Source organism: Arthrobacter sp. MDT2-16 (assembly GCF_054510925.1).
Window position 1 is genome coordinate 400,737 of sequence record NZ_JBTNDP010000001.1, and the last position, 26,052, is coordinate 426,788.

The 26,052-nt window shown below is 71.2% G+C and carries 26 protein-coding genes; 7 read left to right on the plus strand and 19 right to left on the minus strand.

Annotated elements, in window-relative coordinates:
- The first annotated feature begins 196 nt into the window (after nucleotides 1–196).
- Complete coding sequence (locus ACX80N_RS01985) at nucleotides 197–832, plus strand: hypothetical protein (RefSeq protein ID WP_459338079.1); 636 nt, start codon at nucleotides 197–199, stop codon at nucleotides 830–832.
- An 18-nt stretch (nucleotides 833–850) separates the two neighbouring features.
- On the opposite strand, the gene ACX80N_RS01990 is transcribed toward ACX80N_RS01985, so the two are convergent.
- On the minus strand, nucleotides 851–1,558 hold the full coding sequence (locus tag ACX80N_RS01990; RefSeq protein ID WP_105033127.1) for a redox-sensing transcriptional repressor Rex: 708 nt from the start codon (nucleotides 1,556–1,558) through the stop codon (nucleotides 851–853).
- Nucleotides 1,559–1,692: 134 nt separating this feature from the next.
- Nucleotides 1,693–1,965, minus strand: a complete 273-nt coding sequence (locus tag ACX80N_RS01995; protein WP_459338080.1) for a glutaredoxin family protein — start codon at nucleotides 1,963–1,965, stop codon at nucleotides 1,693–1,695.
- A 60-nt stretch (nucleotides 1,966–2,025) separates the two neighbouring features.
- On the opposite strand from ACX80N_RS01995, the gene ACX80N_RS02000 reads away from it, so the two are divergent.
- On the plus strand, nucleotides 2,026–2,838 hold the full coding sequence (locus ACX80N_RS02000; protein ID WP_459338081.1) for an HAD family hydrolase: 813 nt from the start codon (nucleotides 2,026–2,028) through the stop codon (nucleotides 2,836–2,838).
- Nucleotides 2,839–2,940: 102 nt separating this feature from the next.
- Here ACX80N_RS02000 and ACX80N_RS02005 read toward each other — a convergent pair whose 3' ends face one another.
- From ACX80N_RS02005 to ACX80N_RS02020, 4 genes are all read right to left on the minus strand, one after another.
- The gene (locus ACX80N_RS02005; RefSeq protein ID WP_003792170.1) at nucleotides 2,941–3,039 is read right to left on the minus strand and encodes a 30S ribosomal protein bS22; all 99 of its coding nucleotides are present in this window, start codon (nucleotides 3,037–3,039) and stop codon (nucleotides 2,941–2,943) included.
- Nucleotides 3,040–3,234: 195 nt separating this feature from the next.
- Nucleotides 3,235–3,447: a helix-turn-helix domain-containing protein gene (locus ACX80N_RS02010; protein WP_459338082.1), complete on the minus strand. Its 213-nt coding sequence runs from the start codon at nucleotides 3,445–3,447 to the stop codon at nucleotides 3,235–3,237.
- A gap of 187 nt (nucleotides 3,448–3,634) precedes the next feature.
- Nucleotides 3,635–4,162, minus strand: a complete 528-nt coding sequence (locus tag ACX80N_RS02015; RefSeq protein ID WP_459338083.1) for an ArsR/SmtB family transcription factor — start codon at nucleotides 4,160–4,162, stop codon at nucleotides 3,635–3,637.
- 53 nt (nucleotides 4,163–4,215) lie between these two features.
- Nucleotides 4,216–5,418 carry an acetoin utilization protein AcuC gene (locus ACX80N_RS02020; RefSeq protein ID WP_240615251.1) on the minus strand — a complete coding sequence of 401 codons (1,203 nt, stop codon included), beginning with the start codon at nucleotides 5,416–5,418 and terminating at the stop codon, nucleotides 4,216–4,218.
- A gap of 128 nt (nucleotides 5,419–5,546) precedes the next feature.
- Here ACX80N_RS02020 and ACX80N_RS02025 point away from each other — a divergent pair, with 128 nt between their 5' ends.
- From ACX80N_RS02025 to ACX80N_RS02035, 3 genes are read left to right on the plus strand one after another with little or no spacing between them, the layout of a single operon-like run.
- Nucleotides 5,547–6,959, plus strand: a complete 1,413-nt coding sequence (locus ACX80N_RS02025; RefSeq protein WP_459338084.1) for a TrkH family potassium uptake protein — start codon at nucleotides 5,547–5,549, stop codon at nucleotides 6,957–6,959.
- Nucleotides 6,952–7,620, plus strand: a complete 669-nt coding sequence (locus ACX80N_RS02030; RefSeq protein WP_105033133.1) for a potassium channel family protein — start codon at nucleotides 6,952–6,954, stop codon at nucleotides 7,618–7,620. Before ACX80N_RS02025 ends, ACX80N_RS02030 begins: the two co-directional genes overlap by 8 nt.
- A gap of 52 nt (nucleotides 7,621–7,672) precedes the next feature.
- Nucleotides 7,673–8,962 carry a glycosyltransferase 87 family protein gene (locus ACX80N_RS02035; RefSeq protein WP_459338085.1) on the plus strand — a complete coding sequence of 430 codons (1,290 nt, stop codon included), beginning with the start codon at nucleotides 7,673–7,675 and terminating at the stop codon, nucleotides 8,960–8,962.
- Here the strand turns inward: ACX80N_RS02035 and proC are convergent.
- From proC to trhO, 6 genes are all read right to left on the minus strand, one after another.
- Nucleotides 8,928–9,785 carry a pyrroline-5-carboxylate reductase gene (gene proC, locus ACX80N_RS02040; protein ID WP_459338086.1) on the minus strand — a complete coding sequence of 286 codons (858 nt, stop codon included), beginning with the start codon at nucleotides 9,783–9,785 and terminating at the stop codon, nucleotides 8,928–8,930. The two genes, ACX80N_RS02035 and proC, sit on opposite strands and share 35 nt — an antisense overlap.
- 262 nt (nucleotides 9,786–10,047) lie before the next feature.
- Entirely contained in the window at nucleotides 10,048–10,899 is an 852-nt protein-coding gene (locus tag ACX80N_RS02045; RefSeq protein ID WP_105033136.1) for a sugar phosphate isomerase/epimerase family protein, read from the minus strand.
- Complete coding sequence (locus ACX80N_RS02050) at nucleotides 10,850–11,863, minus strand: Ppx/GppA phosphatase family protein (protein ID WP_105033137.1); 1,014 nt, start codon at nucleotides 11,861–11,863, stop codon at nucleotides 10,850–10,852. Before ACX80N_RS02050 ends, ACX80N_RS02045 begins: the two co-directional genes overlap by 50 nt.
- A gap of 60 nt (nucleotides 11,864–11,923) precedes the next feature.
- On the minus strand, nucleotides 11,924–14,671 hold the full coding sequence (gene topA, locus ACX80N_RS02055; RefSeq protein ID WP_459338087.1) for a type I DNA topoisomerase: 2,748 nt from the start codon (nucleotides 14,669–14,671) through the stop codon (nucleotides 11,924–11,926).
- 122 nt (nucleotides 14,672–14,793) lie between these two features.
- A complete protein-coding gene (locus ACX80N_RS02060; RefSeq protein WP_459338088.1) occupies nucleotides 14,794–16,563 on the minus strand; it encodes a DUF7059 domain-containing protein in 1,770 nt (589 codons plus the stop codon).
- Entirely contained in the window at nucleotides 16,563–17,489 is a 927-nt protein-coding gene (gene trhO / locus ACX80N_RS02065; RefSeq protein WP_459338089.1) for an oxygen-dependent tRNA uridine(34) hydroxylase TrhO, read from the minus strand. The genes ACX80N_RS02060 and trhO overlap by 1 nt, the downstream gene beginning before the upstream one ends.
- An 86-nt stretch (nucleotides 17,490–17,575) precedes the next feature.
- Between trhO and ACX80N_RS02070 the strand changes: the two genes are divergently transcribed.
- On the plus strand, nucleotides 17,576–18,226 hold the full coding sequence (locus tag ACX80N_RS02070; RefSeq protein WP_459338090.1) for a GNAT family N-acetyltransferase: 651 nt from the start codon (nucleotides 17,576–17,578) through the stop codon (nucleotides 18,224–18,226).
- Between the two features lie 48 nt (nucleotides 18,227–18,274).
- Nucleotides 18,275–20,635 carry a DEAD/DEAH box helicase gene (locus ACX80N_RS02075; RefSeq protein ID WP_459338091.1) on the plus strand — a complete coding sequence of 787 codons (2,361 nt, stop codon included), beginning with the start codon at nucleotides 18,275–18,277 and terminating at the stop codon, nucleotides 20,633–20,635.
- Nucleotides 20,636–20,684: 49 nt separating this feature from the next.
- On the opposite strand, the gene ACX80N_RS02080 is transcribed toward ACX80N_RS02075, so the two are convergent.
- The 7 genes from ACX80N_RS02080 to ssd all read right to left on the minus strand — a co-directional run bounded on the left by ACX80N_RS02080 (nucleotide 20,685) and on the right by ssd (nucleotide 25,996).
- Nucleotides 20,685–21,071, minus strand: coding sequence for an Rv3654c family TadE-like protein (locus ACX80N_RS02080; protein WP_459338092.1), 387 nt, complete (start codon nucleotides 21,069–21,071; stop codon nucleotides 20,685–20,687).
- On the minus strand, nucleotides 21,064–21,531 hold the full coding sequence (locus ACX80N_RS02085; RefSeq protein WP_459338093.1) for a TadE family type IV pilus minor pilin: 468 nt from the start codon (nucleotides 21,529–21,531) through the stop codon (nucleotides 21,064–21,066). Before ACX80N_RS02085 ends, ACX80N_RS02080 begins: the two co-directional genes overlap by 8 nt.
- Nucleotides 21,531–22,079 carry a DUF4244 domain-containing protein gene (locus ACX80N_RS02090; RefSeq protein WP_459338094.1) on the minus strand — a complete coding sequence of 183 codons (549 nt, stop codon included), beginning with the start codon at nucleotides 22,077–22,079 and terminating at the stop codon, nucleotides 21,531–21,533. The genes ACX80N_RS02085 and ACX80N_RS02090 overlap by 1 nt, the downstream gene beginning before the upstream one ends.
- A 143-nt stretch (nucleotides 22,080–22,222) precedes the next feature.
- Complete coding sequence (locus ACX80N_RS02095) at nucleotides 22,223–22,834, minus strand: type II secretion system F family protein (RefSeq protein ID WP_459338095.1); 612 nt, start codon at nucleotides 22,832–22,834, stop codon at nucleotides 22,223–22,225.
- The gene (locus tag ACX80N_RS02100; RefSeq protein ID WP_459338096.1) at nucleotides 22,831–23,610 is read right to left on the minus strand and encodes a type II secretion system F family protein; all 780 of its coding nucleotides are present in this window, start codon (nucleotides 23,608–23,610) and stop codon (nucleotides 22,831–22,833) included. The genes ACX80N_RS02095 and ACX80N_RS02100 overlap by 4 nt, the downstream gene beginning before the upstream one ends.
- Before the next feature lie 8 nt (nucleotides 23,611–23,618).
- Entirely contained in the window at nucleotides 23,619–24,938 is a 1,320-nt protein-coding gene (locus ACX80N_RS02105) for a TadA family conjugal transfer-associated ATPase (protein ID WP_459338097.1), read from the minus strand.
- Nucleotides 24,935–25,996: a septum site-determining protein Ssd gene (gene ssd, locus ACX80N_RS02110; protein WP_459338098.1), complete on the minus strand. Its 1,062-nt coding sequence runs from the start codon at nucleotides 25,994–25,996 to the stop codon at nucleotides 24,935–24,937. Before ssd ends, ACX80N_RS02105 begins: the two co-directional genes overlap by 4 nt.
- Nucleotides 25,997–26,052 lie beyond the last annotated feature (56 nt).

Here is a 26,052-nt window from a genome sequence, read left to right on the forward strand (position 1 = left end):
ATGAGGCGGCCCCGCGCCGCCCCTTCCACGCCCTGGCCGGCGCCGTCCTCCCGACGGCGCCGGCCGTCTGCGTCGAGCCCTGTTGTCTCCGGTGGCCGACGAACTTAGTCTTGCAGCGACCCCATCCACGCTGGGCGCGTCCATGGGGGCACCGGCGGAAGGATGACCGAATGAGAGCGCAACGGAGGACGCCGCGATGAGCACGCCACAGGACAACCCGGGAACCGGACAGAACGACGGCCGGGGATGGAACCCGCCCGGCGCGGACGGGAGCAGCCAGCCGGGCCCGTACAGCCAGCAGAGCCCCTACGGCTACCAGGCGGCTCAGCCCTCGGGCTATGCCTATCCCACGTCGGCCGGCGCTGCCGGACCCGTGGAGAAGGGGCCGGCACCCAGGGAGGTCATGAGGGCCTACTACCTGATCCTGGCTGCGGGCGTGCTCTACCTGCTGTCCTCGCTCATCTCCGCCCTGACCACCGAGGTGCCCGACGTGGCCGGCGCGTCGTTCGGTCTGGGGCTGACGGTGGTCTTCGCCGTCCTCTTCGCTGCCGTCTACGTGGTCCTCGCGATCTTCATCCGCAAGGGCCAGAACTGGGCGCGCATCACCGCGACCGTGCTCGCCGCGCTGAACGTGGTGATCACGCTCGGCACCCTGCTCCTGCTGCCGCTCGCGAGTCAGGCGGCCGCGGCCGGCGGGCAGACGATGCCCGAGACACCGGCGCTGTCGATGGCGCTCAGCGTGCTCGTGATGCTGGTCGGGGCCGCCGGCGTCGTGATGACCTACCTCAAGCCCGCACGGCCCTACTTCGCGCCGCAGAGGCTCGGGTACTGAGCCGGGCGGCCGCGCTTCCTACTGGGCGCGGGAGATCGGACCGAGGTCCGGCTCCTGCGCCCTCTGCGCGTGGTAGGCGAGGATCTGCAGCTCCGTGGACATGTCCACCTTGCGCAGCTGGACGTGCGGCGGCACCTGCAGCACCACGGGCGCGAAGCTGAGGATGCTCGAGATGCCGGCGGCCACGAGCCTGTCGCACAGTTCCTGCGCCACGGACCCGGGCACCGAGAGGACCGCCATATTGGTCCGCGTCCGCTCCAGCACCGCTTCCAGCTCGCTGATCGCACTGACCCGCAGGTACCCGACCTCGGTGCCGACGACCAGCTGGTCCGCGTCGAAGAGCGCCACGATCTCGAATCCCCGCGACACGAACCCCGAGTACCCTGCGAGCGCGCGGCCGAGGTTGCCCGCACCGATGATGGCCACGCGCCAGTCGAGGGTCAGTCCGAGCGCGATCGAGATCTGCCGGTTGAGGACCTGGACGTCGTAGCCGACTCCGCGCGTGCCGTAGGACCCGAGGTAGGAGAGGTCCTTCCGCAGCATCGGCGAGTTCACGCCGGCGGCGTCCGCCAGCTCCTCGGAGGACACGCGTTCGGTCCCCTCGGCAAGGAGGGAGTTGAGTGCCCTCAGGTAGATGGTGAGGCGGGCCACCGACGCGGGCGGGATGTGGCGTGCCCCGTCACCCACGGGGCGTAGGCCTGGCATGTCCGGCGTTGTCACTGTCATCGGCTCCGTCGCTAGCGCCACCGTCCGCGATGGACGGGCGGATACTCCGGACCTCGTCGTCGGGGCGGGAGTATCACCACTGTATGCCGACGGCGCGGGGCCACCAAGCCGGTGAAGCGGCGCCCGCCCAGGGCTCAGCCGCCCGGCGGCCGCGACAGGAGCCGACGCAGCCTGGCCTCGTCGATGGACCAGAAATCGCGCTGCACGCCGTCAATGAACAGGACGGGCAACTCCTCGGCGAACCGCACCCCGAGCGCGGGCGCCTGGGTGACCGACAGCTCCTGCCAGCCCACCCCGACATCGGCTGTCACGCGCGCGACGACGTTCCGAGCGTCCTCGCAGAGGTGGCACTCGGGGCGGGTCAGGAGCACGACGCCCGGACCCGGCATCTCGGCGGGTGATTTCATGCTCCCAGCGTACCGCCGCGCCGCAGCGGGGGCCCGGGGGCGAACAACTACACTCGGAACATGCCGGACGCCGCCCGGGGCACGCAGCCCCTCCCAGAGCCGCCGGTACCGTCGCAGGGCGAAGCGGCGTTCTTCGACGTCGACAACACACTGATGCGTGGCGCGAGCCTGTTCCACGTGGCCCGCAAGATGTACCAGCGGAGGGCGTTCACCCTGCGGTTCGCCGCCGGCCTCGCGTGGAAGCAGCTGCGGTTCATCATGCGCGGCGAGACCATGACGGACGTCAACTCGGTGCGGGACGCGGCGCTCGCCTTCGCGATCGGCATCGCCCACGAGGACATCCTGGCGCTCGGTGAGGAGGTCTACGACGAGATGATCGCGTCGAAGATCTGGCCCGGCGCCCGCGCCCTGGCCGAGCAGCACCTCTCCTCCGGCCGCCAGGTCTGGCTCGTGACGGGAACGCCGGTGGAGGTGGCGGGCGTCATCTCCAGCCGCCTCGGGCTGACCGGCGCCCTCGGCACGGTGGGCGAGGTCGCGGAGGGTCTCTACACGGGCAAGCTGGTGGGCGAGTTCCTGCACGGGCCCGCCAAGGCCGCCGCCGTGCTGGAACTCGCGGAACGCGAGGACCTCGACCTCGCACGCTGCTGGGGCTACAGCGACTCCTACAACGACATCCCCCTGCTGACCGTCGTCGGCCACCCCGTGGCCATCAACCCCGACAGCAGGCTCCGACGCCACGCGCGGGCCAACAACTGGCCGGTCTACGACTTCCGCAGCGGCCGCCGCGCGGCGACGTTCGGGCTGCGCGCGGCCACCGTCGCCGGCTCCATCTACGGGCTGTGGCGCGGCTTCTCACGGTTCAGGAGCCGCTGACGGGCCGGCAGCCGCCCACCCCGGGAACGACGACGGCCCGGCTCCCCTGCCACGAGGGCGGAGATCCGGGCCGGTCGGCTCCGGCGTGACGCCGGATGCTGGCTACTTCTTGTTGCGGCGCTGGTGGCGCGTCTTGCGAAGCAGCTTGCGGTGCTTCTTCTTGGCCATACGCTTGCGGCGCTTCTTGATAACTGAACCCATAGAGTCCTCACAGACTGTCGTGGTGCCAGCACGGACCACGGCCGGAAGCCGGAGACCCGCACTGGTGGCGAATGGCGTGTGCCTGCTGGCAGTTGCCCGGATGATGCAATAAGTCGAGCGGGCGAGAAGCCCGCCCAAAACGCTCCTTAACAGGGTACATCCGTTTGGAGAACGGACCGGACGGCCACCAGCGGCTCAAGCGCTCTCCGTCTGGCCGTCCACCTGGGCGTTGCGGAGGAACTCGCCCACGGCGGATTCGGGGACGCGGTAGGAGCGGCCGAACTGAACGGCCGGCAGGTCCCCGGCGTGGACGAGCCGGTACACGGTCATCTTCGATACGCGCAGGAGATCGGCCACTTCCGCGACCGTCAGGAACTGCACATCCGAGAAGTTGTTCCCGTCCGCCATCACACCACTTTTCCTTCACATGGGGGCCAAGGCTTCACCCGACCGGCATCGAGGAGCGTACCCCTCGAGCGACCGCTCGGCGTGTCGCCTTGTGGCACGGGGATGATCCGCCTAAGGATCCACTGTAGTGGCTGATGTTATCCAAGTGAAAGAGACGGGCAGCCCGTGCATCTCCGCATCAGGACTGCTACGAGGAGGGGTCGCGACGGCGCCGCAACTGCGAGAGCAGGTCCGCGGCCCGCTCGGCCGCCCGGCCCATGGTCCTGCCGATGGGGGGCCTCGGGGCGTCGACCCCGGCGGGTTCCGGTGCCACGAGGACCTCGGTGGCCAGCACCTCGGCTTCCGCCGCGTCCGGATCCGCCGCCGCGATCGCCCCGGACACCGTCTCCAGCGCCGATCCGGCCCGGTCCTGCTGCCCTGTGTCGGGAACTCCCGGGGCGGGACCGGATGAACCCTCCGCGTCGAATCCGGCGAGCCACTCGCGCACGTGGCCGAGGGGTGCGGTGTCCAGTGAGTAGTAGCGCTTCTGGCCCTGGGCCCTCATCGTCACCAGTCCCGCCTCACGCAGGACCTTGAGGTGCTTGGACACCGTCGGCTGGCTCACCTGCAGCTCGATCACGAGCTCCCCCACCGCCCTGTCGCCGTCACGCAGGGTCCTGAGGATCTGCCTGCGCGTGCCTTCGGCGATGACGGCGAATACATCATCGATTCCCATCCGCCCACCCTAGCGATATATACGCCCGACGGCATCATGCGTCGGAAGGCGGGTCAGTCGAACCAGGGGTCGAGGCCGTGCAGCGGGAAGACCGCCTTCCGCGTGGCCATCACGGTGCGGTCCAGGTCGTCGTTCGGGTCGTAGCCGACCTCCCAGGAACGCCACCAGGTGTCCGCCCCGTCACCCATGAGGCCCGGGGTGTCCACGCCGTGCCGCTCGAGCACGTACTCCCGCCAGGCGGCGGGGACCGGGGTCCTCGGTCCGGTCGCCGCTTCGGCCGCGACGGCCACGAGCAGGGCCCAGGAGCGCGGCACCACGCTGGTGAGGGCGTACCCGCCGCCGCCGGTGGCGATCCATCGTCCTCCGCAGAGGCGGTCCGCGAGCTCCCGCACGCCCAGCATCATCGCGTGCTGGGCGTCGACGCTGACCCGCAGGTTGGTGAGGGGATCCTCGCGGTGGGAGTCGCACCCGTGCTGGCTCACGATGACGTCCGGCGCGAAGGCCTCCGCCAGCTGCGGCACGACGGCGTGGAACGCCCTCAGGACCGCCGCATCCCCGGACAGCGTGGGCAGGGCGACATTCACCGCATACCCCTCGGCGCCGGGCCCCCCGGTCTCGTTGGCGAACCCCGTCCCGGGGAAGAGACTCATGCCCGTCTCGTGCAGGGAGATGGTGAGGACGCGGCGGTCGTCCCAGAAGATGCTCTGCGTACCGTCTCCGTGATGGGCGTCGACGTCGACGTAGAGGACCCGCTGCGCACCGCGGTCGAGCAGACGCTGGATCGAGGCCGCCGTGTCGTTGTAGATGCAGAACCCACTGGCCCGCGACCGGGCGGCATGGTGCATCCCCCCGCCGAAGTTGACCGCCCGCACGGCCGTGCCCTGCAGCAGCGCCTCGGCAGCGGCGAGCGAGCCGCCCGCGAGGCGGGCACTGGCCTCGTGCATGCCGGCGAACGCCGGGTTGTCCTCGGTGCCGAGACCCTTGGCTGCATCGGAGGCGTCCGGGTTGCTGCTCACGTGCCGCACCGCGCTGATGTAGTCCGCGCTGTGGACCGTCGCCAGCTCCTCGTCGGAGGCGACGAACGGAGGGGCGACCGCCACCTGCCGGAGATCGAGCAGGCCGCACTCGCGCATGAGCCGGGCGGTGAGATGCAGTCTCTCCGGGTTCATGGGGTGCTGGCCGCCGAAGTCGTAGGACAGCATGGATTCGTCCCAGACGACCTGGAGGGGAACCGCGGACCCGGAGTGCGTAGACATTGCAGCAAGGCTACGCGATGGGCGATATTCCGGTGTCGCGCGCCGGGAGAGTGCTTTACTACTGCAGGAAGTATTTTTTTCGGCCCGCTTCGGCGGAAGGACCAGCAAACGGGGCAGAGCGGGCGTCAATGCTAAGTCAACAGCCACGGTGGCTGAAGGACGATCGGAACGGGTACGTCAGGCTGCTGGCCTCGATCCGGGACTTCATCGACTCCTTCGCGAACAGCTCACCCGCACGCCTCGCCCTCCTCATCTTCACCGCTGTCATCCTCGTCTTCACGGTGCTGCTGAGCCTGCCCGTGGCGTCCAGCGACCGGCAGGTCACACCCCTGCACGACGCCTTCTTCACCGCGGTGTCGGCGGTGTGCGTCACGGGCCTCACCGTCGTGTCCACCGCCACGCACTGGTCCTTCTTCGGCCAGCTGGTGATCCTGCTCGGCATCTTCATCGGCGGACTGGGCACCCTGACCCTCGCCTCCCTCCTCGCGCTGATCGTGAGCAAGCGGCTCGGCGTGCGCGGCAAACTGCTGGCCCAGGAAGCGCTGAACAACGCCAGCCGCCTCGGCGAGATCGGCACGCTCCTGCGGATCGTCATCACCACGTCGGTGCTGATCGAGATCGTCCTCGCCGTCGTCCTGATCCCCCGGTTCATGATCCTCGGGGAACCCTGGTGGCAGGCGCTCTGGCACGGCATCTTCTACTCCATCTCCGCCTTCAACAACGCCGGTTTCACCCCCCACAGCGATGGCCTGGTGCCCTACGAGACGGACCTGTGGATCCTGACCCCGCTCATGGTCGGGGTGTTCCTGGGCAGCCTCGGCTTCCCGGTGATCATGGTCCTCGTCCAGGTGCGCCACCGCTTCAGCAAGTGGACGCTGCACGCCAAGCTCACGGTGTCGGTGTCGCTGATCCTCCTGGTGGCCGGGACCTTCGCCTGGGGCTTCCTCGAGTGGGAGAACGACCGCACCATCGCGAACCTCGGCGTCGTCGACAAGTCCATCCATGCTCTCTTCGCCTCGGTCATGACCCGCTCCGGCGGGTTCAACCTCGTGGACCAGAACGACATGACGACGACGACGATGCTCCTGACGGACGCCCTCATGTTCGCAGGCGGGGGTTCCGCCTCCACCGCCGGCGGGATCAAGGTGACCACCATCGCCGTCATGTTCCTCGCCATCGTGGCCGAGGCCCGCGGTGACGCGGACGTCCGCGCGTGGGGCCGGACCATCCCCTCCGGGGTGATGCGCGTGGCCATCTCGGTCATCTTCATGGGCGCCACGCTCGTCCTGATCGGCAGCGGCCTGCTGCTGCGCATGACGGACGAGCCGCTCGACAAGGTGGTGTTCGAGGTCATCTCCGCCTTCGCGACCTGCGGCCTCAGTACCAACCTCAGCGCGGAACTGCCGCCGGAGGGCAAGTACGTCCTGTCCGCCCTGATGTTCGCAGGGCGCATGGGCACCATCACCCTCGCCTCGGCCCTCGCGCTGAGGCAACGCAGCACGCTCTACCGCTACCCAGACGAGAGGCCGATCATTGGCTGAAAGACCCGCCCACAACGCACCCGTCCTCGTGATCGGCCTCGGCCGCTTCGGCGCGGCCACCGCCGAACAGCTCGTGCGGCAGGGCCGCGAAGTGCTCGCAATCGAGCGGGACCCGCAGCTCGTGCAGAAGTTCGCAGGCATCCTCACCCACGTGGTCGAGGCCGATGCGACGAACCTCGACTCGCTCCGCCAGCTCGGCGCCCAGGAGTTCTCGGCCGCCGTCGTGGGAGTGGGCACCTCGATCGAGTCCAGTGTGCTGATCACGGCCAACCTCGTGGACCTCGGCATCGACCACCTCTGGGTCAAGGCCATCACGCCCTCCCACGGCAAGATCCTCAAGCGCATCGGCGCCAACCACGTGATCTACCCCGAGGCCGACGCCGGGCAGCGCGCCGCTCACCTCGTGGGCGGCCGGATGCTGGACTTCATCGAGTTCGACGACGGCTTCGCGATCGTGAAGATGTACCCGCCCAAGGAGACACAGGGCTTCACCCTCGCGGAGTCCTCCGTGCGTTCCAAGTACGGCGTCACGGTGGTCGGGGTGAAGTCGCCGGGCGAGGACTTCACCTACGCGCGTCCCGACACCAAGGTGTCCGGCCGCGACATGCTGATCGTCTCCGGACACGTGGACCTGCTCGAGCGCTTTGCCGGCCGGCCCTGACGTGCCCGGTGCGGACCTCCGGCGGGCGGCGGGGACGCGTACGTCCGGGGGGATGCGCCGACGCCTGTCCCTCGGAGGCGCGCCGACGACGGCGCAGCGCCGTCGCGGACCCCTCGGCGCGATGGCAGCGGTGGGCGGTGCCCTCGTGCTCGCCGTCGTCGTCCTCGCGGCGCAGATCCACGGGCTCGACCTCTCGGTGTACCGCGAGGGCGCGCTGGCGCTGCTCGGGCTGGCCGGGGACAAGGAGCTGTACGACGACGCGCTCGTGCAGACGGACACCCGCGGGCTGCCGTTCACGTACCCGCCGTTCGCCGCGATCCTCTTCGTGCCGCTCGCGCTGCTCCCGGAGGCGGTAGCCCTCGGGATCGTCACGGCGCTCTCGTGCGCCTGCCTCGTCGGGGTGGCCGTCGTCGTCGTGCGGTACCTGCGGTCCGCCGGCCCCGGCGCCCAGGGGAACACCGCTCCACGCAGTGCCTGGGGCATGCCTGTCGCGGTCCTGGCGGCGATGCTGCTGATCGGCATCAGCGGGCCGTGGCGGGAGGGCCTCGGCTTCGGCCAGGTCAATGCGCTGCTGATGGTGCTGATCCTCGCCGACCTGCTCCGCTCCACCCGCCTGCCCTCTGGAGTCCTGATCGGCGTCGCCGCGGGCATCAAGCTCACGCCGCTCGCCTTCGGCCTCGTGTTCCTCGCGCGGCGCGACTGGCGCTCGCTCGCGTGGATGGCGGCGTCCTTCGCCTCGACGGTCGCCCTCGGGTGGCTCCTGGCGCCCCGCGAGTCGGTGGTCTTCTGGCTGGATGCCCTGTTCGACGCCTCCCGGGTAGGAGCGACGGCGGACCTCTACAACGTGTCGCTGAACTCGATCGTCGCCCAGTCCGGGCTGCCCGAGACCCTCCAGGGGCCCGCCTGGCTGCTCGCGTCCCTGGGCGTCGTGGCCGTGGGCTACCTCGCCATCCGCCGCGCGGACCGCGAGGGCGACTCCCTGCGTGCCGTCGCGGCCAACGCCGTCGTGATGCTCGCGATCTCGCCCATCTCGTGGTTCCACCACTGGGTGTGGATCGCCCTCCTCTTCCCGGTCGGCCACGTCTTCGCCCGATCCCGGACAGGAGCCCGCCGCGCCCTGAGCCGGGCGCTGCTCGGTGCCCTCGTCCCCGTGATGATGTTCTCCTCGATCACCGTCACCCTGACGCTCACGGGCACGGTCTCGGGCGAGGGTCCGCTGCCGCTGCGGCTGTTCACGGGTCTCGGCGTGGTCCTGCCGGTCGCGCTGCTGACGGTCTGGGCCCTGCCGGCCCGGTCCGCACAGCCCGTCAGGACTGCGACGGTTCCGCGAGCTCGCGCGTGATCGCGGCGGCCCTCGCCGTCGCGGCCCGTGCGCCGTCGGCGACGACACGCGTCAGGCCTCGCGCCTCGAAGGTCTCGATGGCCGCCTGGGTGGTGCCGTTGGGGCTCGTGACGGCCCGTCGGAGGCCTGCGGCGTCGGCGCCGTCCTCGGCGAGCATGAAGCCCGCTCCCGCGACGGTCTCCCGGGCGATGAGCGTGGAGAGATCGGCATCGAGGCCCAGCTCGACGCCGGCGGCGGCCATGGCCTCGGCCAGGTAGAACGCGTACGCAGGGCCGGAACCGCTGACAGCCGAGAGGGCGTCCACCTGGTCCTCGGGGATCTCGACGACCGTGCCTGCGGGCCGCAGGAGGTCACGGGCCTGCGCCATGAGCTCCGGGCCGGCGGCGGATCCGGCCGAGATGGACAGCACGCCCCTGCCCAGCCTCGAGGGCGTGTTGGGCATCGAGCGGATGACGGGCTGGCCCGCGGGCAGCGCGGCCTCGATCATGGCGATGGACACGGCGGCGGCGACGCTCACGACGACGGCGGACGGCTGCAGGCCCGGCGCGATCTCCCGGGCGAGCGGGACGATGCCCACGGGCTTCACGCCCAGCACGACGACGTCGGCCTCCCGCACCGCAGCGGTGTTCGCGGTGTCGTCGTCGGACGTGGCGCGTGCGTCCACCCCGTACCGCTCCCTCAGTTCGGCGGCCCGTTCGCTCCGGCGCACGGTGGCGGTGACCTGCGCGGGGTCGAGACCGGCGGTCAGCAGCCCGGCGAGGATGGATTCGTTCATGGATCCGCACCCGAGGAAGGCGATGCGCTGTGTGGCGTGGAGGGTCATGGCTTCATCCTGCCACGGGCACTTCCAGCCTTCTCCCAGCATCCTCGGTGTTGCCGCACAAGCAGGAGCCCTAGGGTTGGGAACACCTCATAAGGGTGCGAGTGAGGCCGGAATTCCTGATCCGGTCCGGCGCCGGTGGCACCAGATGATCCCCCCAACATCTGGACCGTCCACCGGCGCCATCCCTGTCTGAGGGTGGTCCCGGGAGTCGGCCCCTGGTGCGCTGCTCGGGATACCGTCCGGGATTCGCGCCTCCCACGCCTCAGTGGCCCAGGTGCTCCCGCGCGAACCGCAGCGTCTGTGCGAGCCATTCCTCGCGCTCCCCTGCGGCGCGGGCGCGCCGTGTGCTGACCTCCACCGCGACGACGCCGTCCCACCCCGCCCCGGCGAGGTGGCCGAGGGCCTCGGCGCACCGCTGCTGCCCCTGCCCCGGCAGCAGGTGCTCGTCCTTGCCGTTGGGCGTCCCGTCCGTGAGGTGCACGTGGGCGAGCCTTCCCCCGAGGGCGCGGATCTCCTCGTAGGAGTCCATGCCGGCGATCGCCGCGTGGGAGAAGTCCCAGGTGATGCGCTCGTAGGGCTCCGGGATGGGGTTCCAGTGCGGCAGGTAGGCCTTCGCCTCGCGACCCCTGACCTTCCAGGGGTACATGTTCTCGACGGCGATCTCCACGCCGTACTCCGCCGCGACGCGCGCGATCCCCTCGGGGAACTCCTCGGCGTAGCCGGTCTGCCAGCGGAAGGGCGGGTGGGTGACCACGGTCCGGGCGCCCACTTCGGCGGCCATCGCCGCGGACAGCTCGATCTTCGTCCAGGCCTTGCCCCACACCTGCTGCGTCAGGAGCAGGGTCGGCGCGTGGATCGCGAAGATCGGCATGCCGTACCGCTCACTGAGGACGGCGAGCTGGTCGGGGTCCTGGCTCACCGAGTTGTTGGTGACCATGACCTCCACGCCGTCGTAGCCGAGGTCCTGCGCCAGGGCGAAGGCGTCGTGCACCGCGAGCGGGTAGACGGAGGCGCTGGACAGGGCCACGGGGATGGCGCGCGGAGCGCCGTCGGACTCGGCCACGTCAGGCTCCCTGGGGCAGGGAGGTGCGCCGCAGCGAGTCGAGCTGGGCATGCCCCACCCCGGCGCCCTGCAGCGGCTCGTCCGCGTCGAACATCTTGGCGTCGAAGCGCCGCAGCAGCAGACCCTCGCGCAGCGCCCAGGGGCAGATGTCCATGGAGGGCACGTTGAACAGTTCGAGTGCGCACTCGGCCACGAGAGCACCGGCGAGGACCTGCGGCGCCCGCAGCTCGGAGACGCCGTCGAGGTTCATGCGGTCCGCGGAGCTCATCGCGGCCAGCCGCTTGGTCCACAGGGAGAGGTCCTCGAGGCGCAGCTCACGTCGCACGAACGGCCCGGCGGCCGACGGCGCCGCCCCGGCGATGCGCGCCAGGGACCGGAACGTCTTCGAGGTGCCCGCGACCAGATGCGGTTCCCCCAGGTGCGCGAACCGGGGCACTGCCTCGCGGAGCGTCGCCCTGATGTAGCGGCGCAGCTCCTTCACGCTCTTGGCCGACGGCGGGTCCTTGGTCAGCCAGTCACGCGTGAGCCTGCCGGCACCCAGCGGCACGGACAGCGCCACCTCCGGCAGTTCGTCGGTCCCCATCGCCATCTCGAAGGAGCCGCCCCCGATGTCCAGGTTCAGGATGGACTCCGCTCCCCAGCCGTACCAGCGGCGGACGGCCTGGAAGGTCACCGCCGCCTCCTGGTCGCCCGAGAGCTCCTGGAGGTCCACGCCGGTCTCCTCCCGCACACGGGTGAGGACCTCACGGCCGTTGCCGGCCTCGCGGATCGCGGAGGTGCAGAAAGCGAGGAAGTCCTCGGCGTCGTGCCCCGCAGCGAACGCACGGGCCTCCCGGACGAAACCGACGAGCTCGTCCTGTCCCTCCCGTGAGATGCTGCCGTCCTCGTCGAGATAGGCCACCAGCTGCAGGGGCTTCTTATGGGACGCGAACGGCACCGGGCGGCCACCCGGGTGGGCATCCACCAGCAGCAGATGGACCGTGTTCGACCCGATGTCCAGTACACCTAACCGCATTGCTCCCGCGCTTCCAGCTCATCCCCCGCTTGTGTGTGTCTGTTCATACCGCGCAACGGGCTACTTCCCTGCAGCGACCTTGCGCTTCGCGGGTGCCCGCCGGGTGGTCTTCTTCGGCGCCGGACCCTTGGCCCGCTTCTCGGCGAGCATGTCGATCGCCTGCTCGCGCGTCAGCTCCTCGATGGCCATCGAGCCGGGCACCGTGATGTTGGTGACACCGTCCGTGATGTAGGGCCCGAAACGGCCGTCCTTCACCACGATGGGCTTCTCGCTCACCGGGTCCTCGCCGAACTCGGCAAGCGGCGGCGTGACCGTCCGTCCGGCGCGCTGCTTGGGCTGCGCGTAGATCTCCAGGGCCTGCTCGAGGGTGATCGTGAAGATCTCCTCCTCCGAGCCGATGGAGCGCGAGTCGCTGCCCTTCTTCAGGTAGGGCCCGAAGCGGCCGTTCTGCACCGTGATCTCCTTGCCGTCCTCGTCCGTGCCGAGCACGCGCGGGAGGTTCATGAGCTTCAGGGCGTCCTCGAGCGTGACGGTGTCCACCGACATGGACTTGAAGAGCGAGCCCGTGCGCGGCTTGACCTTCGCGGGCTTCTTCGGCGGCTTGGGCTTGCCGTTCTTGTAGTACTCGACCGGCTGGTTGGCGAGATCCTCCGCGGTGGGCTCCGGGATCAGCTCGATCACGTACGGCCCGTAGCGGCCGTCGCGGGCCACGATGGTACGCCCGGTCTCCGGGTCGGTCCCGAGCACCCGCTCCTGCGAGGTGGGCGCCTCCATCAGCTCGAGGGCCTTCTCGACCGTCAGCTCGTCCGGCGCGAGGTCCTCGGGGACGTTGGCACGCTGCGGTTCGGTACCCTCGGGGGCATCCGCCGGCAGCGGCTTCTCGAGGTACGGGCCGAACTTGCCGACGCGCAGGGTAATGCCCTCCGCGATCTCCACGGAGTTGATGCTCCGTGCGTCGATCTCGCCGAGCTCGGCGACGATCGTGTGCAGGCCGGTGTCCTTGCGGTCGCCGTAGTAGAAGTGGTTGAGCCACTCCACCCGACCCGCCTCGCCACGGGAGATGCGGTCGAGGTCCTCCTCGAGCTCCGCCGTGAAGTCGTAGTCGACGTAGTCGTTGAAGTGCTCCTCGAGCAGGCGCACCACCGAGAACGCGATCCAGCTCGGCACGAGCGCCTGACCCCGGGAGCTGACGTAGCCGCGGTCCATGATCGTGGACATCGTCGCGGCGTAGGTGGAGGGGCGCCCGATGCCGCGCTCGTCGAGCACCTTCACGAGCGACGCCTCGGTGTAGCGCGGGGGCGGCGAGGTCTCGTGGCCCACGGCCTCGATCGCCGTCGCGCCCAGCGCGTCGCCCTTGGCGACGTTGGGCAGGCGCGTGCCCTGGGCGTCGTCGTCCGTCCCATCCTCGGTGCGGTCGGCGTCACGGCCCTCCTCGTAGGCGGCGAGGAAGCCGCGGAAGGTGATGACCGTGCCGGAGGCGGCGAACTCGGCATCGCGGCCGTCGGCGCTCCGGGCGCCCAGGCGCAGCGACGCCGTCGAACCCTTCGCATCCGCCATCTGGGAGGCGACGGTGCGCTTCCAGATCAGTTCGTACAGGCGGAACTCGTCGCCGCGCAGCGACTGCGCCACCTGGGCGGGGGTGCGGAAGGAGTCACCCGCGGGGCGGATGGCCTCGTGGGCCTCCTGCGCGTTCTTGGCCTTGCCCTTGTAGACGCGGCGGGACTCCGGGACGTACTCGGGACCGTACAGCTCCGACGCCTGGCGGCGCGCGGCGTTGATGGCCTGGTCCGAGAGCGCCGAGGAGTCGGTACGCATGTAGGTGATGTAGCCGTTCTCGTACAGGCGCTGCGCCACCTGCATGGTGACCTTGGAGCTGAAGCGCAGCTTGCGGGCCGCCTCCTGCTGCAGCGTCGAGGTGGTGAACGGGGCGGCGGGACGGCGCGTGTAGGGCTTGGTCTCGAGGGACCGGACCTCGAACGCGGCGCTCTCCAGGCCGGTGGCGAGCGAGCGCGCGGCGTCGCCGTCGAGCCGGACCACGTTGGCGGCCTTCAGCTCGCCACGGTCGGAGAAGTCCTTGCCGGAGGCGATGCGGCGGCCGTCGACGGCGACGAGCTTGGCCGGGAAGGCGCTGCCCTTGGAGGTGTCCTCGGGCGTGAAGGTGCCGGTGAGGTCCCAGTACGACGCCGCGCGGAACGCCATGCGCTCGCGTTCGCGCTCGACGACCAGGCGCGTGGCCACCGACTGCACGCGGCCGGCGGACAGACCGCGGGCCACCTTGCGCCAGAGCACGGGCGAGATCTCGTAGCCGTAGAGGCGGTCGAGGATACGCCGGGTCTCCTGGGCGTCGACCATGGGGATGTCGACCTCGCGCAGCTCCCCGAGGGCGCGGGTGACGGCCTCCTTGGTGATCTCGCCGAAGGTCAGGCGGTACACGGGGACCTTCGGCTTCAGGACCTGCAGCAGGTGCCACGCGATGGCTTCGCCCTCGCGGTCGGCGTCGGTGGCGAGGTAGAGCTCGTCGGCGTCCTTCAGGGCCGCCTTGAGTTCCGCGACGGTCTTCCGCTTCTCCGGGGAGACGACGTAGTACGGCTCGAAATCCTTGTCCAGATCCACCGCGAACTTGCCCACGGAGGACTTCTTCAGCTCGGCGGGGAGATCGGAGGGCTGCGGGAGGTCGCGGATGTGCCCCATGGACGCCGCGACCTGGAAACCCTCGCCGAGATAGCCCGAGATGCTCTTGATCTTGCTGGGGGACTCAACGATGACGAGCTTCTTGCCGTGCTTCTTGTCCGTGGCCTTGGTCGGCACTTCTCTCCTATATATACGGGGCGATGCCGCGGCAGGGTGGTGGGCATCCGGTCGGGATCCCTCTGCTGGGCCTCAACTCACAGTATGCGTCATGAGTACCTGCACAAGGGTAGCCGCTGGTTTCAGGGGACCGGAATCAGGAAGCCCTCGCGGATGAGCTGCTCGACGTCGACCAGCAGTCCCGCCGTGAACGCCGCATCGGGCCGCTCCAGGAGCATCGCGAGGGCGCCTGCGATCTGACCGGCGGTGAGGTCACCGTCGCACGCGGACACGAATCCGGCGAGCTCGGTGCTGAGCAGCGTTGTGCGCCGGAGGCCGGCGCCCTGCCGCAGCAGGATCACGCCCGGGTGCTCCGCGCCGGGCCGCTGGTGCCGTTCCTCGGTGACGTCGTCGGCGACGAGCAGGAACGCGTCCGCGATACCGGTGCCCGATGCCGCCTGCTCCGTGTGGGCGGCGAGCCAGTCCCCGCGTCCGACGGCGGCCGCCAGGTGCGGACCCACGGGCTGCTCGATCTCGTGCGTGATCTCCTCGAGCGTCACCCGCACGAGGCCGCGCCGGTCCCGCGGGCGCCGCAGCCACACCGAGCCGAAACCGATGCCCTCGACGTCGCGCGCGGCGAAATCCGCGAGATAGGCGGCGAAGCTCTCCAGGTAGGCATCCCGGTCCCGGTTCTCGGCGGCATCCCGCAGCCACGTCTCGGCGTACTGCACGGGTGTCAGCTGCTCGCGCTGGATGATCCAGGCGTCGACGCCGGGAGGCACGAAGCCGCGGATGCGGCGCTCCCACGCGGTGCCCTCGGTGATCTCCCAGTTGCCGAGCAGCTGCGCCACGCCGCCCGGCGCGAGGATCCCTGGGAGGTCCTTGATCAGGGTCGACACGATGGCGTCGCCGGCGAGGCCGCCGTCGCGGTAGGTGTACGACTCCGTCGGGTCGCCCGTGCGCGGGGTGATCACGAACGGCGGATTGGACACCACGAGCCCGAACCGCTCCCCCGCCACCGGCTCGAGCAGGCTCCCGAGGCGGAGGCTGACCCGCTCGCCGAGGTGCAGCGGGTCGAGATCCAGGGCCGGCGCGTTCAGCAGGAGGTTGAAGCGGGCGAAGGCCAGCGCGCGGTCGGAGACGTCGGTCAGGGTGACGTGGCGGGCATGCGACAGGAGGTGGAAGGCCTGGATGCCGCTGCCGGTGCCGAGGTCCAGGGCCCGGTCCACCGGCGCCCTCATCACGGTCTGCGCCAGCGTCAGGGACGCGCCTCCGATCCCGAGGACGTGGTCGTGGTGCAGCGGACCCGACCGCTGTTCGGACCCGAGGTCGCTGGCCACCCAGAGGTTGCCTCCGACGTCCGAGCCGTAGGGGCGCAGTTCGACGGTGGCGCGCCAGGGGTCCGGGGTTCCGCCGTGGTTCCGCCCGGCTGCCGGGGATTCCCGGGGAGCGTCACCGGGCGCGTCGGACGGCGCCGCGGCGGGATCGCCCGGCACCCGCTCGATGAGTCTGAGCTTCTCGAGTCCGGCGACGCCGATGCCAGGGAAGGCCGCCTGCAGGTCGTCCGTCGCCACGGTCTCGCCGAGGAGCCACAGCAGCACGGGGACGGCACGTGCTCCGGCTCCGCGGCCGGTCCCGCCGTTGCCGCTCTCGCCGCCGGTCTCGTCGTTGCCGGCCTCGTCGTCGTGCCCGTCCCCGCTGAGGAGACGCCGACCCTCCAGCAGCGCGGGTGCCAGCTGCCCGCGGCCCAGCGCCGTGTACGCGGCGCTGCCGAGAAGCGCTTCGACGCCGTCGACCGTGTAGTCGAGCACAGTCAGATCCCCGGCGAGCGCCTCGAGCGCGGCCGGGTCGTCGCTGGAGGGCGCGGAGGGGACGTCGTCGTCGAACTCCCCGTACGCGGCGGTGACCGGCATCAGGCGGCGCCCGCTGCCGTCGCCCCGGCCTCGTCCGACTCGCACCCCTGCGGGCAGCGCAGCGTCACCGGATCGGCGGCACATCCGGCGCAGTACAGGGTCAGGTTGCGGCACGCGGGATCCGAGCAGTTCTCGAAGGTGTTCGTGGGGGCCCCACACCTGACGCACCGTCCGAGGGTCATGGCGTCATCGCTGAACTCGAGGTGCATGCGCTTGTCGAACACGTAGAGGGACCCCTCCCAGAGCCCGCCGTCGCGGTACTTCTCGCCGTAGCGGACGATCCCGCCGTCGAGCTGGTAGACCTCCTGGAAACCGCGGTTGACCATGAGGCTGGAGAGCACCTCGCAGCGGATCCCACCGGTGCAGTAGGTGACCACGGGCTTGTCCTTGAGGTCGTCGTACCTGCCCGAGTCGAGCTCGCGGACGAAGTCATGGGTGGTCCGCACGTCGGGCACCACGGCGCCCTTGAACCGCCCGATCTGCGCCTCGAGGGCGTTCCGGCCGTCGAAGAAGACCACCTCCTCCCCCGCTGCACGCTTCGCGTCGACCAGGGCGTGCAGTTCCTCGGGCGCCAGATGCGTGCCACCGCCCACCACACCGTTCTCGTCGACCTCCAGTTCGCCGGGGGCGCCGAAGGAGACGATCTCGTCGCGGACCTTGACGCTCAGCCGCGGGAAGTCATCGGCTCCGCCGTCGGACCATTTGATCTCCATGCCCTTGAACGCCGGGTACTCACGCGTGGTCTTCACGTATTGCTTGACCGCGCCGATCTCGCCACCGACGGTGCCGTTGATGCCGTCCTTGGAGATGAGGATCCTCCCGCGCAGCCCCCACTTCTCGCAGAGGGCGCGCTGCCAGAGCCGGATGGCCTCGGGATCGGGCAGCGGGGCAAAGGCGTAATAGAGCGCAATACGGTTCATCGACACGGCTTAAAGCCTACTTCGCGTCTCAAAACCGTAACCCTCGCGGCCGCCTATGTGCATCGTCCCCGCCGAGAACTAGGGTGCAGCACATGGGCGCAGAAGCAGACAGGGAACTCCTCCGGACCTGGATCACCGGGTGGTCCGCATGCAGGGGCTACGAACCGCACGACGACGGCCGCACGACGTCCGTGCTCCTGACGGACCAGCAGAACCGGACGGAGCATTTCCTCTTCGAGCCCACCGACGAGCTGCTGCTCGACGTGGCATCGGAGCTCCGGCAGGATCCCCTGCGCGTGCTGACCGTCGTCACCAACCGGATGCAGGCCCTGATCGACGCCACCGCGCCGCTCGGCACGCGCGTGACCGACCGCCAGCAGTCCCTGATGCGCGTCGACATGGACGGGCAGGACGTCGAGGACCCGCGGCCTCCCGGCGACGGCTTCGCCCTGGAACGCACCCGTGAGGGATCCTGCCGCCGCGTCACGGTCCATGCCGACGGGGTCCTGGCGGCCCGGGGGTCCGTCTCGGTGGTGGGCGAGTACGCGGTCTACGACCGCATCGTCACCGAGGAACGCTTCAGGCGCCGCGGGCTGGCCAGTTACGTCATGCGGGATCTCACCGCCGCGGTCATGGAGGACGATGTCACCTCCGGCCTGCTCATGGCTTCCGCCGACGGACGGGCGCTCTACGAATTCCTCGGCTGGCAGCACCTGGCCGACGTGTTCGTCATCAGAGGATAAGCGCCGTTCCCGGGGTACCCACCCGGGCGCCGATGGGACAATTGCGGCGTGGCTGCGCACGACTCCCTCATCCCCCTGCTCGGGGGCGGACCAGAACCCGAGCAGCTGCTGCATGTCCGGGAGATCCCTGCCCGGGACGCCGAGCATGCGCCCTGGCCGGAGTGGGCCCACCCCGACGTCGTCTCCGCCTTCACCCTGCGCGGCGTCCGCGAGCCCTGGCGCCACCAGGTGGAAGGCGCCACCTCCGCCCATGAGGGAGCGCACACCATCATCGCCACGGGCACCGCGTCCGGGAAATCGCTGTGCTACCAGCTGCCGGTGCTCGACGAGATCCACCGCAGTGAACTGGCGAGCCGCGCGACGCTCGCCCCGAACGGGTCGGTGGCTCTCTACCTCGCGCCCACGAAGGCGCTCGCCGCCGACCAGCTCTCGGCGATCAACGCGCTGAAGCTGCCCACCGTGCGCGCCGAGACGTACGACGGCGACACGGAATCGGGCGCACGGCGCTGGATCCGCGATCACGCCAACCTGGTCCTCGCGAACCCCGACATGCTGCACTACGGCATCCTGCCCAACCACACGTGGTGGGCGCGGTTCTTCCGTCGGCTCAAGTACGTGGTCATCGACGAGGCGCACAGCTACCGGGGCGTGTTCGGGTCCCACGTCGCGAACCTCCTGCGACGCCTGCGGCGGATCTGCGCGAGCTACGGGGCGCACCCCGTGTTCATCGGGGCGTCCGCCACCTCGGCCTCACCGGCCGCCTCCTTCGGCCGGCTGATCGGCGCCCCCGTGCAGGCGGTCGACCAGGACAGCTCCCCGCACGGCTCCACCACCGTGGCCTTCTGGGAACCGCAGCTCACCGGGATGAAGGGCGAGAACGGTGCCCCCTCCCGACGGACGGTCATCGCGGAGACGTCCGACCTCCTCGCCAATCTCGTGTCCTCGCAGGTGAGGACCATCGCGTTCATCAAGTCGAGGCGCGGCGCGGAGAGCATCGCGCAGACCTCCCGGCGGATGCTCGAGGACGTGCACCCGAGCCTGCCGCACCGCATCGCCGCGTACCGCTCGGGTTACCTGCCGGAGGAGCGGCGGGCCCTCGAGGCATCGCTGCGCAGCGGGGAGCTGCTGGGCGTGGCCAGTACCTCGGCGCTGGAGCTGGGGATCGACATCTCGGGCCTCGACGCCGTCCTCGTGGCCGGCTGGCCGGGCACCCGTGCCTCGCTCATGCAGCAGATCGGCAGGGCCGGGCGGTCGGGCCAGGACGCCATCGCCGCATTCGTCGCCAGCGACGATCCCCTCGACACCTATCTCGTGCACCATCCGGAGGCAGTGTTCGACCTCGCCGTCGAGGCCACCGTGTTCGACCCCTCCAATCCGTACGTGCTCGGCCCGCACCTGTGCTCCGCGGCGGCCGAACTGCCGCTGACGGAGGCGGATCTCGGTCTCTTCGGGGCGACGTCGGAGGACCTGCTCGGGACCCTGTGCGAGCAGGGGTTCCTCCGGCGCCGGCCCGCGGGCTGGTTCTGGACCCACCCCCAGAGCGCTGCGGCCATGGTGAACCTCAGGGCGGACGGAGGCGGGCCGATCAACATCGTGGAGGCGGATTCCGGTGCTCTGCTCGGCACGATGGATTCGCCGCAGAGCCACTACCAGGCGCATCCCGGGGCGGTGTACGTCCACCAGGGGCGCACGTACGTGGTGCAGGAACTCAACGAGCAGGACCACTGCGCCGTGGTGGCCCGGGCGCATCCCGACTACTACACCCAGGCGCGGGACGTCACGCAGATCGAGGTGATCGGACGGGACGTCAGCGCGCTGTGGGGCGGGGTGCTCGCGAACTTCGGGGACGTGAAGGTCACCACCCAGGTGGTCTCCTTCCAGCGCAAGGCGTTCTCCTCCAACGAGATCCTGGGCGAGGAGCCTCTGGAGCTCGGGGCCCGGGACCTGTTCACGAAGAGCGTGTGGTTCGAGATCAGCCCGGAGCTCCTCGAGGCGGAGGGAATCCTCGCGGAGGAGCTGCCCGGTGCACTCCACGCCGCCGAGCACGCAGCGATCGGGCTGCTGCCACTCGTGGCCTCGAGCGACCGGTGGGACATCGGCGGCGTGTCGACGGCGCTGCACGCCGACACAGGCCTGCCGACCATCTTCGTGTACGACGGGCATCCCGGCGGGGCGGGGTTCGCCGAGCGCGGGTTCGAGGCCGCCCGCACCTGGCTGGCGGCGACCCGTGACGCCATCGAGGCGTGCGAGTGCGAGTCCGGCTGCCCCTCCTGTGTGCAGTCCCCCAAGTGCGGCAACCGGAACAACCCGCTGAGCAAGGGCGGAGCCGTGGCGGTGCTGTCCCTCATCCTCAACCAGGCGGCCGGGGCATCCGCCGACGGGGTCGCAGCCTCGCCGCTGCGCTCCTGACGGTTCCCTCCCACCGCCCCCGCGCCGCGACAGGCCGCGGTGCACCCGCTCACGGCGGCGGTCCCGCCCTCGCCGCGCCGACGGCGTCGGGCAGCAGGCCGGTGCTGCTGACCGACACGCGGATCACGACCGTCCCCGGGCCGGTCCCACCGACGGAACACTCCCGCACCGCCGCACCCTGGCGTCGCGCGACCGCCTCTGCGGCCGAGCATGGGTCGTCTGCGGTGAGGCCCCGGGCGGCGTCGGCGGCCGCCAGGGCGGCCAGGTCGGCGGCTGTCGCCGCCTTCGAGGCCGCCGTCGTGGCCTGCAGCAGGAGGGCCGCCGATGCGATGAGAAGGAGCGCCAACAATGCGAGTCCTGCCATCAGCAGCGTCCCGGCTCCGTTCTCGGCGTCCAGGCCCTGCTGCCCGCTCCGTGATCCCGGTGGCCTACCCATGATGTTCCTCCCTGCCCGATGCCGAGGCATGCAGCTCGATGCCCATCAGCTCGACGAACGGACCCTCGACCCGTGACCGTACCTCGACGGTCGCCCAGCCCGATCCGGAGACGACCCGCGCCGACGCTCCGCGTCCGGCGAGGCGCTGCACCGTCTGTTCCACGGATGCGTTGCTCTCGCCCCGCATGACCTCCCGGGCGCCTGCACGTGCCGCTTCCTCCAGCCGCAGCTGCACGGTGCCGACGTGGGCCGTACCCAGGAGGAGAGCGAGCAGGAGGACCAGGGCGGGCAACACGACGGCGACCTCGGCGGTGACCGACCCCTGCTGCGCCCGGTCCGATCCGCGGACCCGCGATCCGCACGTGCCCGCCCCGCACGCCGACGAGCGGTGCGCCGACGTCCGACAGGGGACTTGCTGGACGCCGTCGCTGACGGCCGACCCGCCCCGGCCACCGCTCATCAGCCGAAACTGAGCGCCGAGGTGATCAGGGACATCAGGAGTCCCCTGACCTCACCGCTGGACAGGACCGCGACGAGGAGGGCGGCGAACCCCACCGCGGCGAGCGTGGCGATCGCGTATTCGGCAGTCGCCATCCCGGCTTCCCGGTCCACCGGCGCGTTCCTGCTCCGGCGGATCACCTGCTCGTTCGACCTCCGCCGTCGCGCCTCCTCGCGGCGGGCGGACCGGGTGCCGCCGGATGCACCGGCGGCGGACGACCCGGAACCGCTCCCCCAGGAACGGTCTCCGGTGCTGACGGGCTGCGCGGGCAGAAGGACCGAGCGGGGCTGCGGCACGGGGCACGCGGCCGGGCTGTCGGTGACCGGCCCGCCTGACCCTGCAGCCTCTTCGTGCGCCGGCCGAGCCGACCCGCGCCCGGGATCCGCCGTGCGGCTCGTGACGCCCTCCGGAACCGGGCCGGTCGGGAGGCGGACGGCGCCCCTGATGCCGGCGTCGGGGTCCTGCAGTGCCGGATCCCCGGTCTCCCTCTGGTGCAATCGCTGTGCCATGACGTCTCCTTTTCATCGACGTGGAATGCGGTCCACGTAGCGGAAGCGACGGTCGTCGCAGGACCAACTCTGGCGGTGCCACACCTGGTACCGGACGAGGTACCGGGCTAAGTGGATAACCATCCGCCACCCGGGCAGCACCGTCAGAGCGCCGGCAGGAGACCCAGCACGACGGGCACCACGCCCAGGCAGATGAAGGCCGGCAGGGAGCACAGACCGAGCGGCAGGACGAGCTGCACACCCAGGGCGGCAGCCTTCCTGTCGATCTCGCGGTTGTGCCGGCGTCGTAGCTGGGCGGCGTGGGCATGCAGGAGTGCCGCCGACGGGGCCCCCGTGGAGGTGGCGAAGCGAAGGCCTTCGCGGACCTCCGCGACGCACCGCCGCGGATAGGGACCGCCGCGCTCTCGCCGGCGGAGCACCGGGCGTCCTGCCGCGGGTGTGTCCGCACCTCCTTCGCCGACGTCCCAGGCCGCCTCCCACGACGCGCCCAGGAGTCGCGCAGCATGGACGCGGCCCAGGGGCGAACCCACCTCGGGCTCGCAGGCGCCGGCGATGACCGAGAGGGCGCTCTCGACCGATGCCCCGGATGACAGCAGCACCGCCAGCAGATCGAGCATGAGCGGCGCGTCCCGGATGCCCCGCCCCTCCCGCTGTTCCGCCGCCGATCGGGGACGCGACCCGGAGCGGCCCGACGGGAGAGCCAGGACGAAGGCACCGACGGCGAGCAGGACGGATACGGTCAGCCCCGCCGTCACGGATCACCTCCGGCCCGTCGCACGAGGGCGCCGGACCAGATCCGCGACACGATCATGAGCAGGAGGCCCGCGGCAAAGGCCAGCCGCCCGAGGAACGACCCCAGCAGTACCTCCAGCGGATTCAGGCCGAGGGCGAACCCGAGGAACAACCCGACGGCCGGCAGCCAGGCGAGCAGGACGACGGTCGCCCGAGGACCGGCCAGGGCTGTCTCCCGCGCCGAGAGGCCCTCGAGATCGGCGTCGAGCTGCGCCGCGTATCGTTCGAGGATCCCGGCCAGGGGCGCCCCGCTCCGCTCGGCGACGACCAGGCATCCGGCCAGGTCCACCCACAGCCGGTCGGTCTGCACCCGCGTCCTCCCCGCGCCGGCGAGGCCGGTGCCCCCGGTGGCCTGGCGCAGCGCATCGGGAATGCCCAGACCGAGTTCGGCGGCTCGACGCGCCGTCCCGATCACCGGCAGGGCCTCCACCGCGAACGTGCTCCGGCGGTCGGCGTACACGCTCTCCATGTCCGCCCACAGGGTGTGGGGCGGGCGTCCCGCCCGAAGGAGCCCGGCCAGCTGGTGGACGAACAGCGGAAGCTCGTGGGGGTCGACGGCGGTGCGTCGCCCGCCGTAGCGGGCCCTGGTCCCGCCATGACCGGGCATCCTCGATGACAGGGGACCGCGCAGGCCCTCGCCGGCCGGTGCGCGGGCCCGCCCCGCCGGTCTGCTCCCGGTCGGTGCGGCCCGGGACAGTGAGAGGATCACGCCGGAGCCCGCCAGGAGGAGCGCCACCATCAGCCCTGTCACGGCACGCCACGGCCTGCACACGGCCGCCCGGGCTCGGACGCGGGCACCGGTCCGGGCCAGCCCACGCGGTGGGCGAAATCGTCCCAACCCGCGGCACGGCGGCAGCCCGCTCCTGAGTCGACGAGGACGGGCCGGACCCTCAGACCCGGCGATCCGCCGCGCTCCAGCAGGCCGAGGCTCTCCACACGACGGCCCTGCCGGTCGTGCACGATATGGACCACGACGTCGACCGCGCTGGCCGCCTGCAGCGCGAGCGCGTCCTGCGTCAGGCCGGCGAGAGCCGCGAGCGCGCTCAGCCGTGCCGGTACCGCCTCGGCGGAGTTCGCGTGGATGGTCGCCCCTCCGCCGTCGTGTCCGGTATTCATCGCCGCCAGCAGTTCACGGACCTCAGCGCCCCTGCACTCGCCGACCACGAGCCGGTCGGGCCGCATCCGCAGGGCCTGCCGGACGAGCGAGGTGAGGTCCAGCACTCCTGCACCCTCGAGATTGCCGTGGCGGGACTGGAGCCCCACGGTGTGCGGGTGCGCGGGATTCAGCTCGGCGGCGTCCTCGACCAGCACGACGCGTTCACCGGGATCCGCCAGCCCGAGGAGCGCGGACAGGAGCGTGGTCTTGCCCGTCCCCGTCGCTCCGCTGACGAGGAAGTTCAAGCGGCTCCGCATCATCAGGGCGAGGGCGTCGGCCATCGCAGCCGCCACGGTCCCGTTGGCGGTGAGCTCCGTCAGGGAGAAGACCCGCGGGCGCCTGACGCGGATGGACAGCAGGGTGCCCGCCGTGGAGATGGGAGGCAGGACGGCGTGGACCCTGAGCCCGTCGAGGCGGACGTCCACGGCGGGACACCCGTCGTCGAGGCGCCGCCCTCCGGCCGCCACGAGTCGGACGGCCAGGGCCCGCACCTCACCGTCCGTGGAGAAGACGCGGCCGACCCGCCGGAGCCCGGCGTCGCCGTCGACCCACACGTCGTCGGGGCCGTTGACGAGGATGTCCGTGATGGACTCCTCGGCGAGGAGGTGCTCGAGCGGCCCGAGTCCCTTGAGTTCGGCCCGCACCCTGTCCAGCGCCGACAGGGTGCCCTCCGAGCCGAGCAGCCTCCCGCTCGAACCCACCGCGTCGGCGAACGCCGCGCCGGTCGCCCGGACATCACCGGCCAGGACCGCCCTGCGGACCGAGTCCACCATCGATGCTGCTCCGGGATCACCGGCCGACGACGCCCCGGTGTCCGTCGAACCGCGTGTGCCGGGGCGGGCCGGCGTGTGCCCGGGGGTGGAGCGCAGCTGACGCCTCGTGGGCGCGTCCTGTCCGCCGTCGCCGCTCATCCTGCACGCTCGAGGCCGGTACAGACGGAGGCGACGAGCGTCCGTGCCTTCCGCGGCAGGGGGAACCCCAGCATCCTGCCACCGGCTTCGGCCCCGGAGGCTCCACGCACGAACGGCAGGTACGGCAGGGGCCCCGGTCGCCCGATGACCTCCGCCAGATGCCACGCGTCGAGTCCCTCGAGCACGGGCCCGCGCAGCACCACGGTCGTGGGCAGGGAACCGTGCGCCGACAGGACACCTCCCAGGGCCGTGAGGCTGCGTGGTCGGGACGGCACGAGGACCACGAGCTGATCGCACAGGGACGTCAGGGCGGAGGACGCGGGCAGGCTGCCGAGGTCCACGACGCTGACGTCGAACGCGCTGCGGGCGGCCTCCAGGGTGGCGGCAGCGGATTCCATGCCGTGCTCCGCGCCGTTCCCGGCACCACCGGAGTGGGACAGTACCGCGAGCTTCCCCTCGGCGGGCAGCGCGGACACCAGCTGGTCCGGGTTGAGCGTCCCCCGGAGGTCCTGCAGGTCATTCCACCGCACGCCGGGGCGTTCCTCCATGCCCAGGGCGAGATCCAGTCCGCCGGCCAGCGGCTGACCGTCGACGAGCAGGGTGGAGCTGCCCCGGCGGGCCAGGGTGCGCGCGCACCAGAAGGCGAGGGTACTGACGCCGCATCCTCCGGCCGTGCCGACGAAGCCCACCACCGCCCCGGTGGCAGCCGGGCTCACGCGCCGGCCGATGTGTTCGGCGAGCCACGCCGTGCCCTGGGGCAGGATGACGACGCGGGAGGATGCCAGGTGGGCGGCGGTCCCCCACGCCGCCGATTCGTGGTCCGCAGCCCCCACCACGATGACCTCCCGATGCCCTGCCACCCCCGCCTCGGCCTGTTCCGGACCGACGAGCAGCACGGCCGGATCCAGGGGGAGAGCGGCTGCGAGGCTCTCGACGAAGAGCGGGGAGACGCCCGCTGCGGCGCCGACGCGCGCCACCTGGTCCCGCACGTCCTGCGAGCCGCCCGCGAGGACCACGGGCCGCCGGCCTGCGGTGGGGATCCAGGTCTGCTGCCTCATGCCCCAACCCTCGCCGCGCGGGTCCGGAGCGCGCGACCGGATCGCCGCTATGTGGA

Excerpts from the sequence above, each read along its gene's own strand:
- ACX80N_RS01985 (WP_459338079.1), top strand. The coding sequence starts at position 197 with ATGAGCACGCCACAGGACAACCCGGGAACCGGACAGAACGACGGCCGG.
- ACX80N_RS01990 (WP_105033127.1), bottom strand. The coding sequence starts at position 1,558 with ATGACAGTGACAACGCCGGACATGCCAGGCCTACGCCCCGTGGGTGAC.
- ACX80N_RS01995 (WP_459338080.1), bottom strand. The coding sequence starts at position 1,965 with ATGAAATCACCCGCCGAGATGCCGGGTCCGGGCGTCGTGCTCCTGACC.
- ACX80N_RS02000 (WP_459338081.1), top strand. The coding sequence starts at position 2,026 with ATGCCGGACGCCGCCCGGGGCACGCAGCCCCTCCCAGAGCCGCCGGTA.
- ACX80N_RS02005 (WP_003792170.1), bottom strand. The coding sequence starts at position 3,039 with ATGGGTTCAGTTATCAAGAAGCGCCGCAAGCGTATGGCCAAGAAGAAG.
- ACX80N_RS02010 (WP_459338082.1), bottom strand. The coding sequence starts at position 3,447 with ATGGCGGACGGGAACAACTTCTCGGATGTGCAGTTCCTGACGGTCGCG.
- ACX80N_RS02015 (WP_459338083.1), bottom strand. The coding sequence starts at position 4,162 with ATGGGAATCGATGATGTATTCGCCGTCATCGCCGAAGGCACGCGCAGG.
- ACX80N_RS02020 (WP_240615251.1), bottom strand. The coding sequence starts at position 5,418 with ATGTCTACGCACTCCGGGTCCGCGGTTCCCCTCCAGGTCGTCTGGGAC.
- ACX80N_RS02025 (WP_459338084.1), top strand. The coding sequence starts at position 5,547 with ATGCTAAGTCAACAGCCACGGTGGCTGAAGGACGATCGGAACGGGTAC.
- ACX80N_RS02035 (WP_459338085.1), top strand. The coding sequence starts at position 7,673 with ATGCGCCGACGCCTGTCCCTCGGAGGCGCGCCGACGACGGCGCAGCGC.
- proC (WP_459338086.1), bottom strand. The coding sequence starts at position 9,785 with ATGACCCTCCACGCCACACAGCGCATCGCCTTCCTCGGGTGCGGATCC.
- ACX80N_RS02045 (WP_105033136.1), bottom strand. The coding sequence starts at position 10,899 with ATGCCCAGCTCGACTCGCTGCGGCGCACCTCCCTGCCCCAGGGAGCCT.
- ACX80N_RS02050 (WP_105033137.1), bottom strand. The coding sequence starts at position 11,863 with ATGCGGTTAGGTGTACTGGACATCGGGTCGAACACGGTCCATCTGCTG.
- ACX80N_RS02060 (WP_459338088.1), bottom strand. The coding sequence starts at position 16,563 with ATGCCGGTCACCGCCGCGTACGGGGAGTTCGACGACGACGTCCCCTCC.
- ACX80N_RS02070 (WP_459338090.1), top strand. The coding sequence starts at position 17,576 with ATGGGCGCAGAAGCAGACAGGGAACTCCTCCGGACCTGGATCACCGGG.
- ACX80N_RS02080 (WP_459338092.1), bottom strand. The coding sequence starts at position 21,071 with ATGGGTAGGCCACCGGGATCACGGAGCGGGCAGCAGGGCCTGGACGCC.
- ACX80N_RS02085 (WP_459338093.1), bottom strand. The coding sequence starts at position 21,531 with ATGAGCGGTGGCCGGGGCGGGTCGGCCGTCAGCGACGGCGTCCAGCAA.
- ACX80N_RS02090 (WP_459338094.1), bottom strand. The coding sequence starts at position 22,079 with ATGGCACAGCGATTGCACCAGAGGGAGACCGGGGATCCGGCACTGCAG.
- ACX80N_RS02100 (WP_459338096.1), bottom strand. The coding sequence starts at position 23,610 with ATGGTGGCGCTCCTCCTGGCGGGCTCCGGCGTGATCCTCTCACTGTCC.
- ACX80N_RS02105 (WP_459338097.1), bottom strand. The coding sequence starts at position 24,938 with ATGAGCGGCGACGGCGGACAGGACGCGCCCACGAGGCGTCAGCTGCGC.
- ssd (WP_459338098.1), bottom strand. The coding sequence starts at position 25,996 with ATGAGGCAGCAGACCTGGATCCCCACCGCAGGCCGGCGGCCCGTGGTC.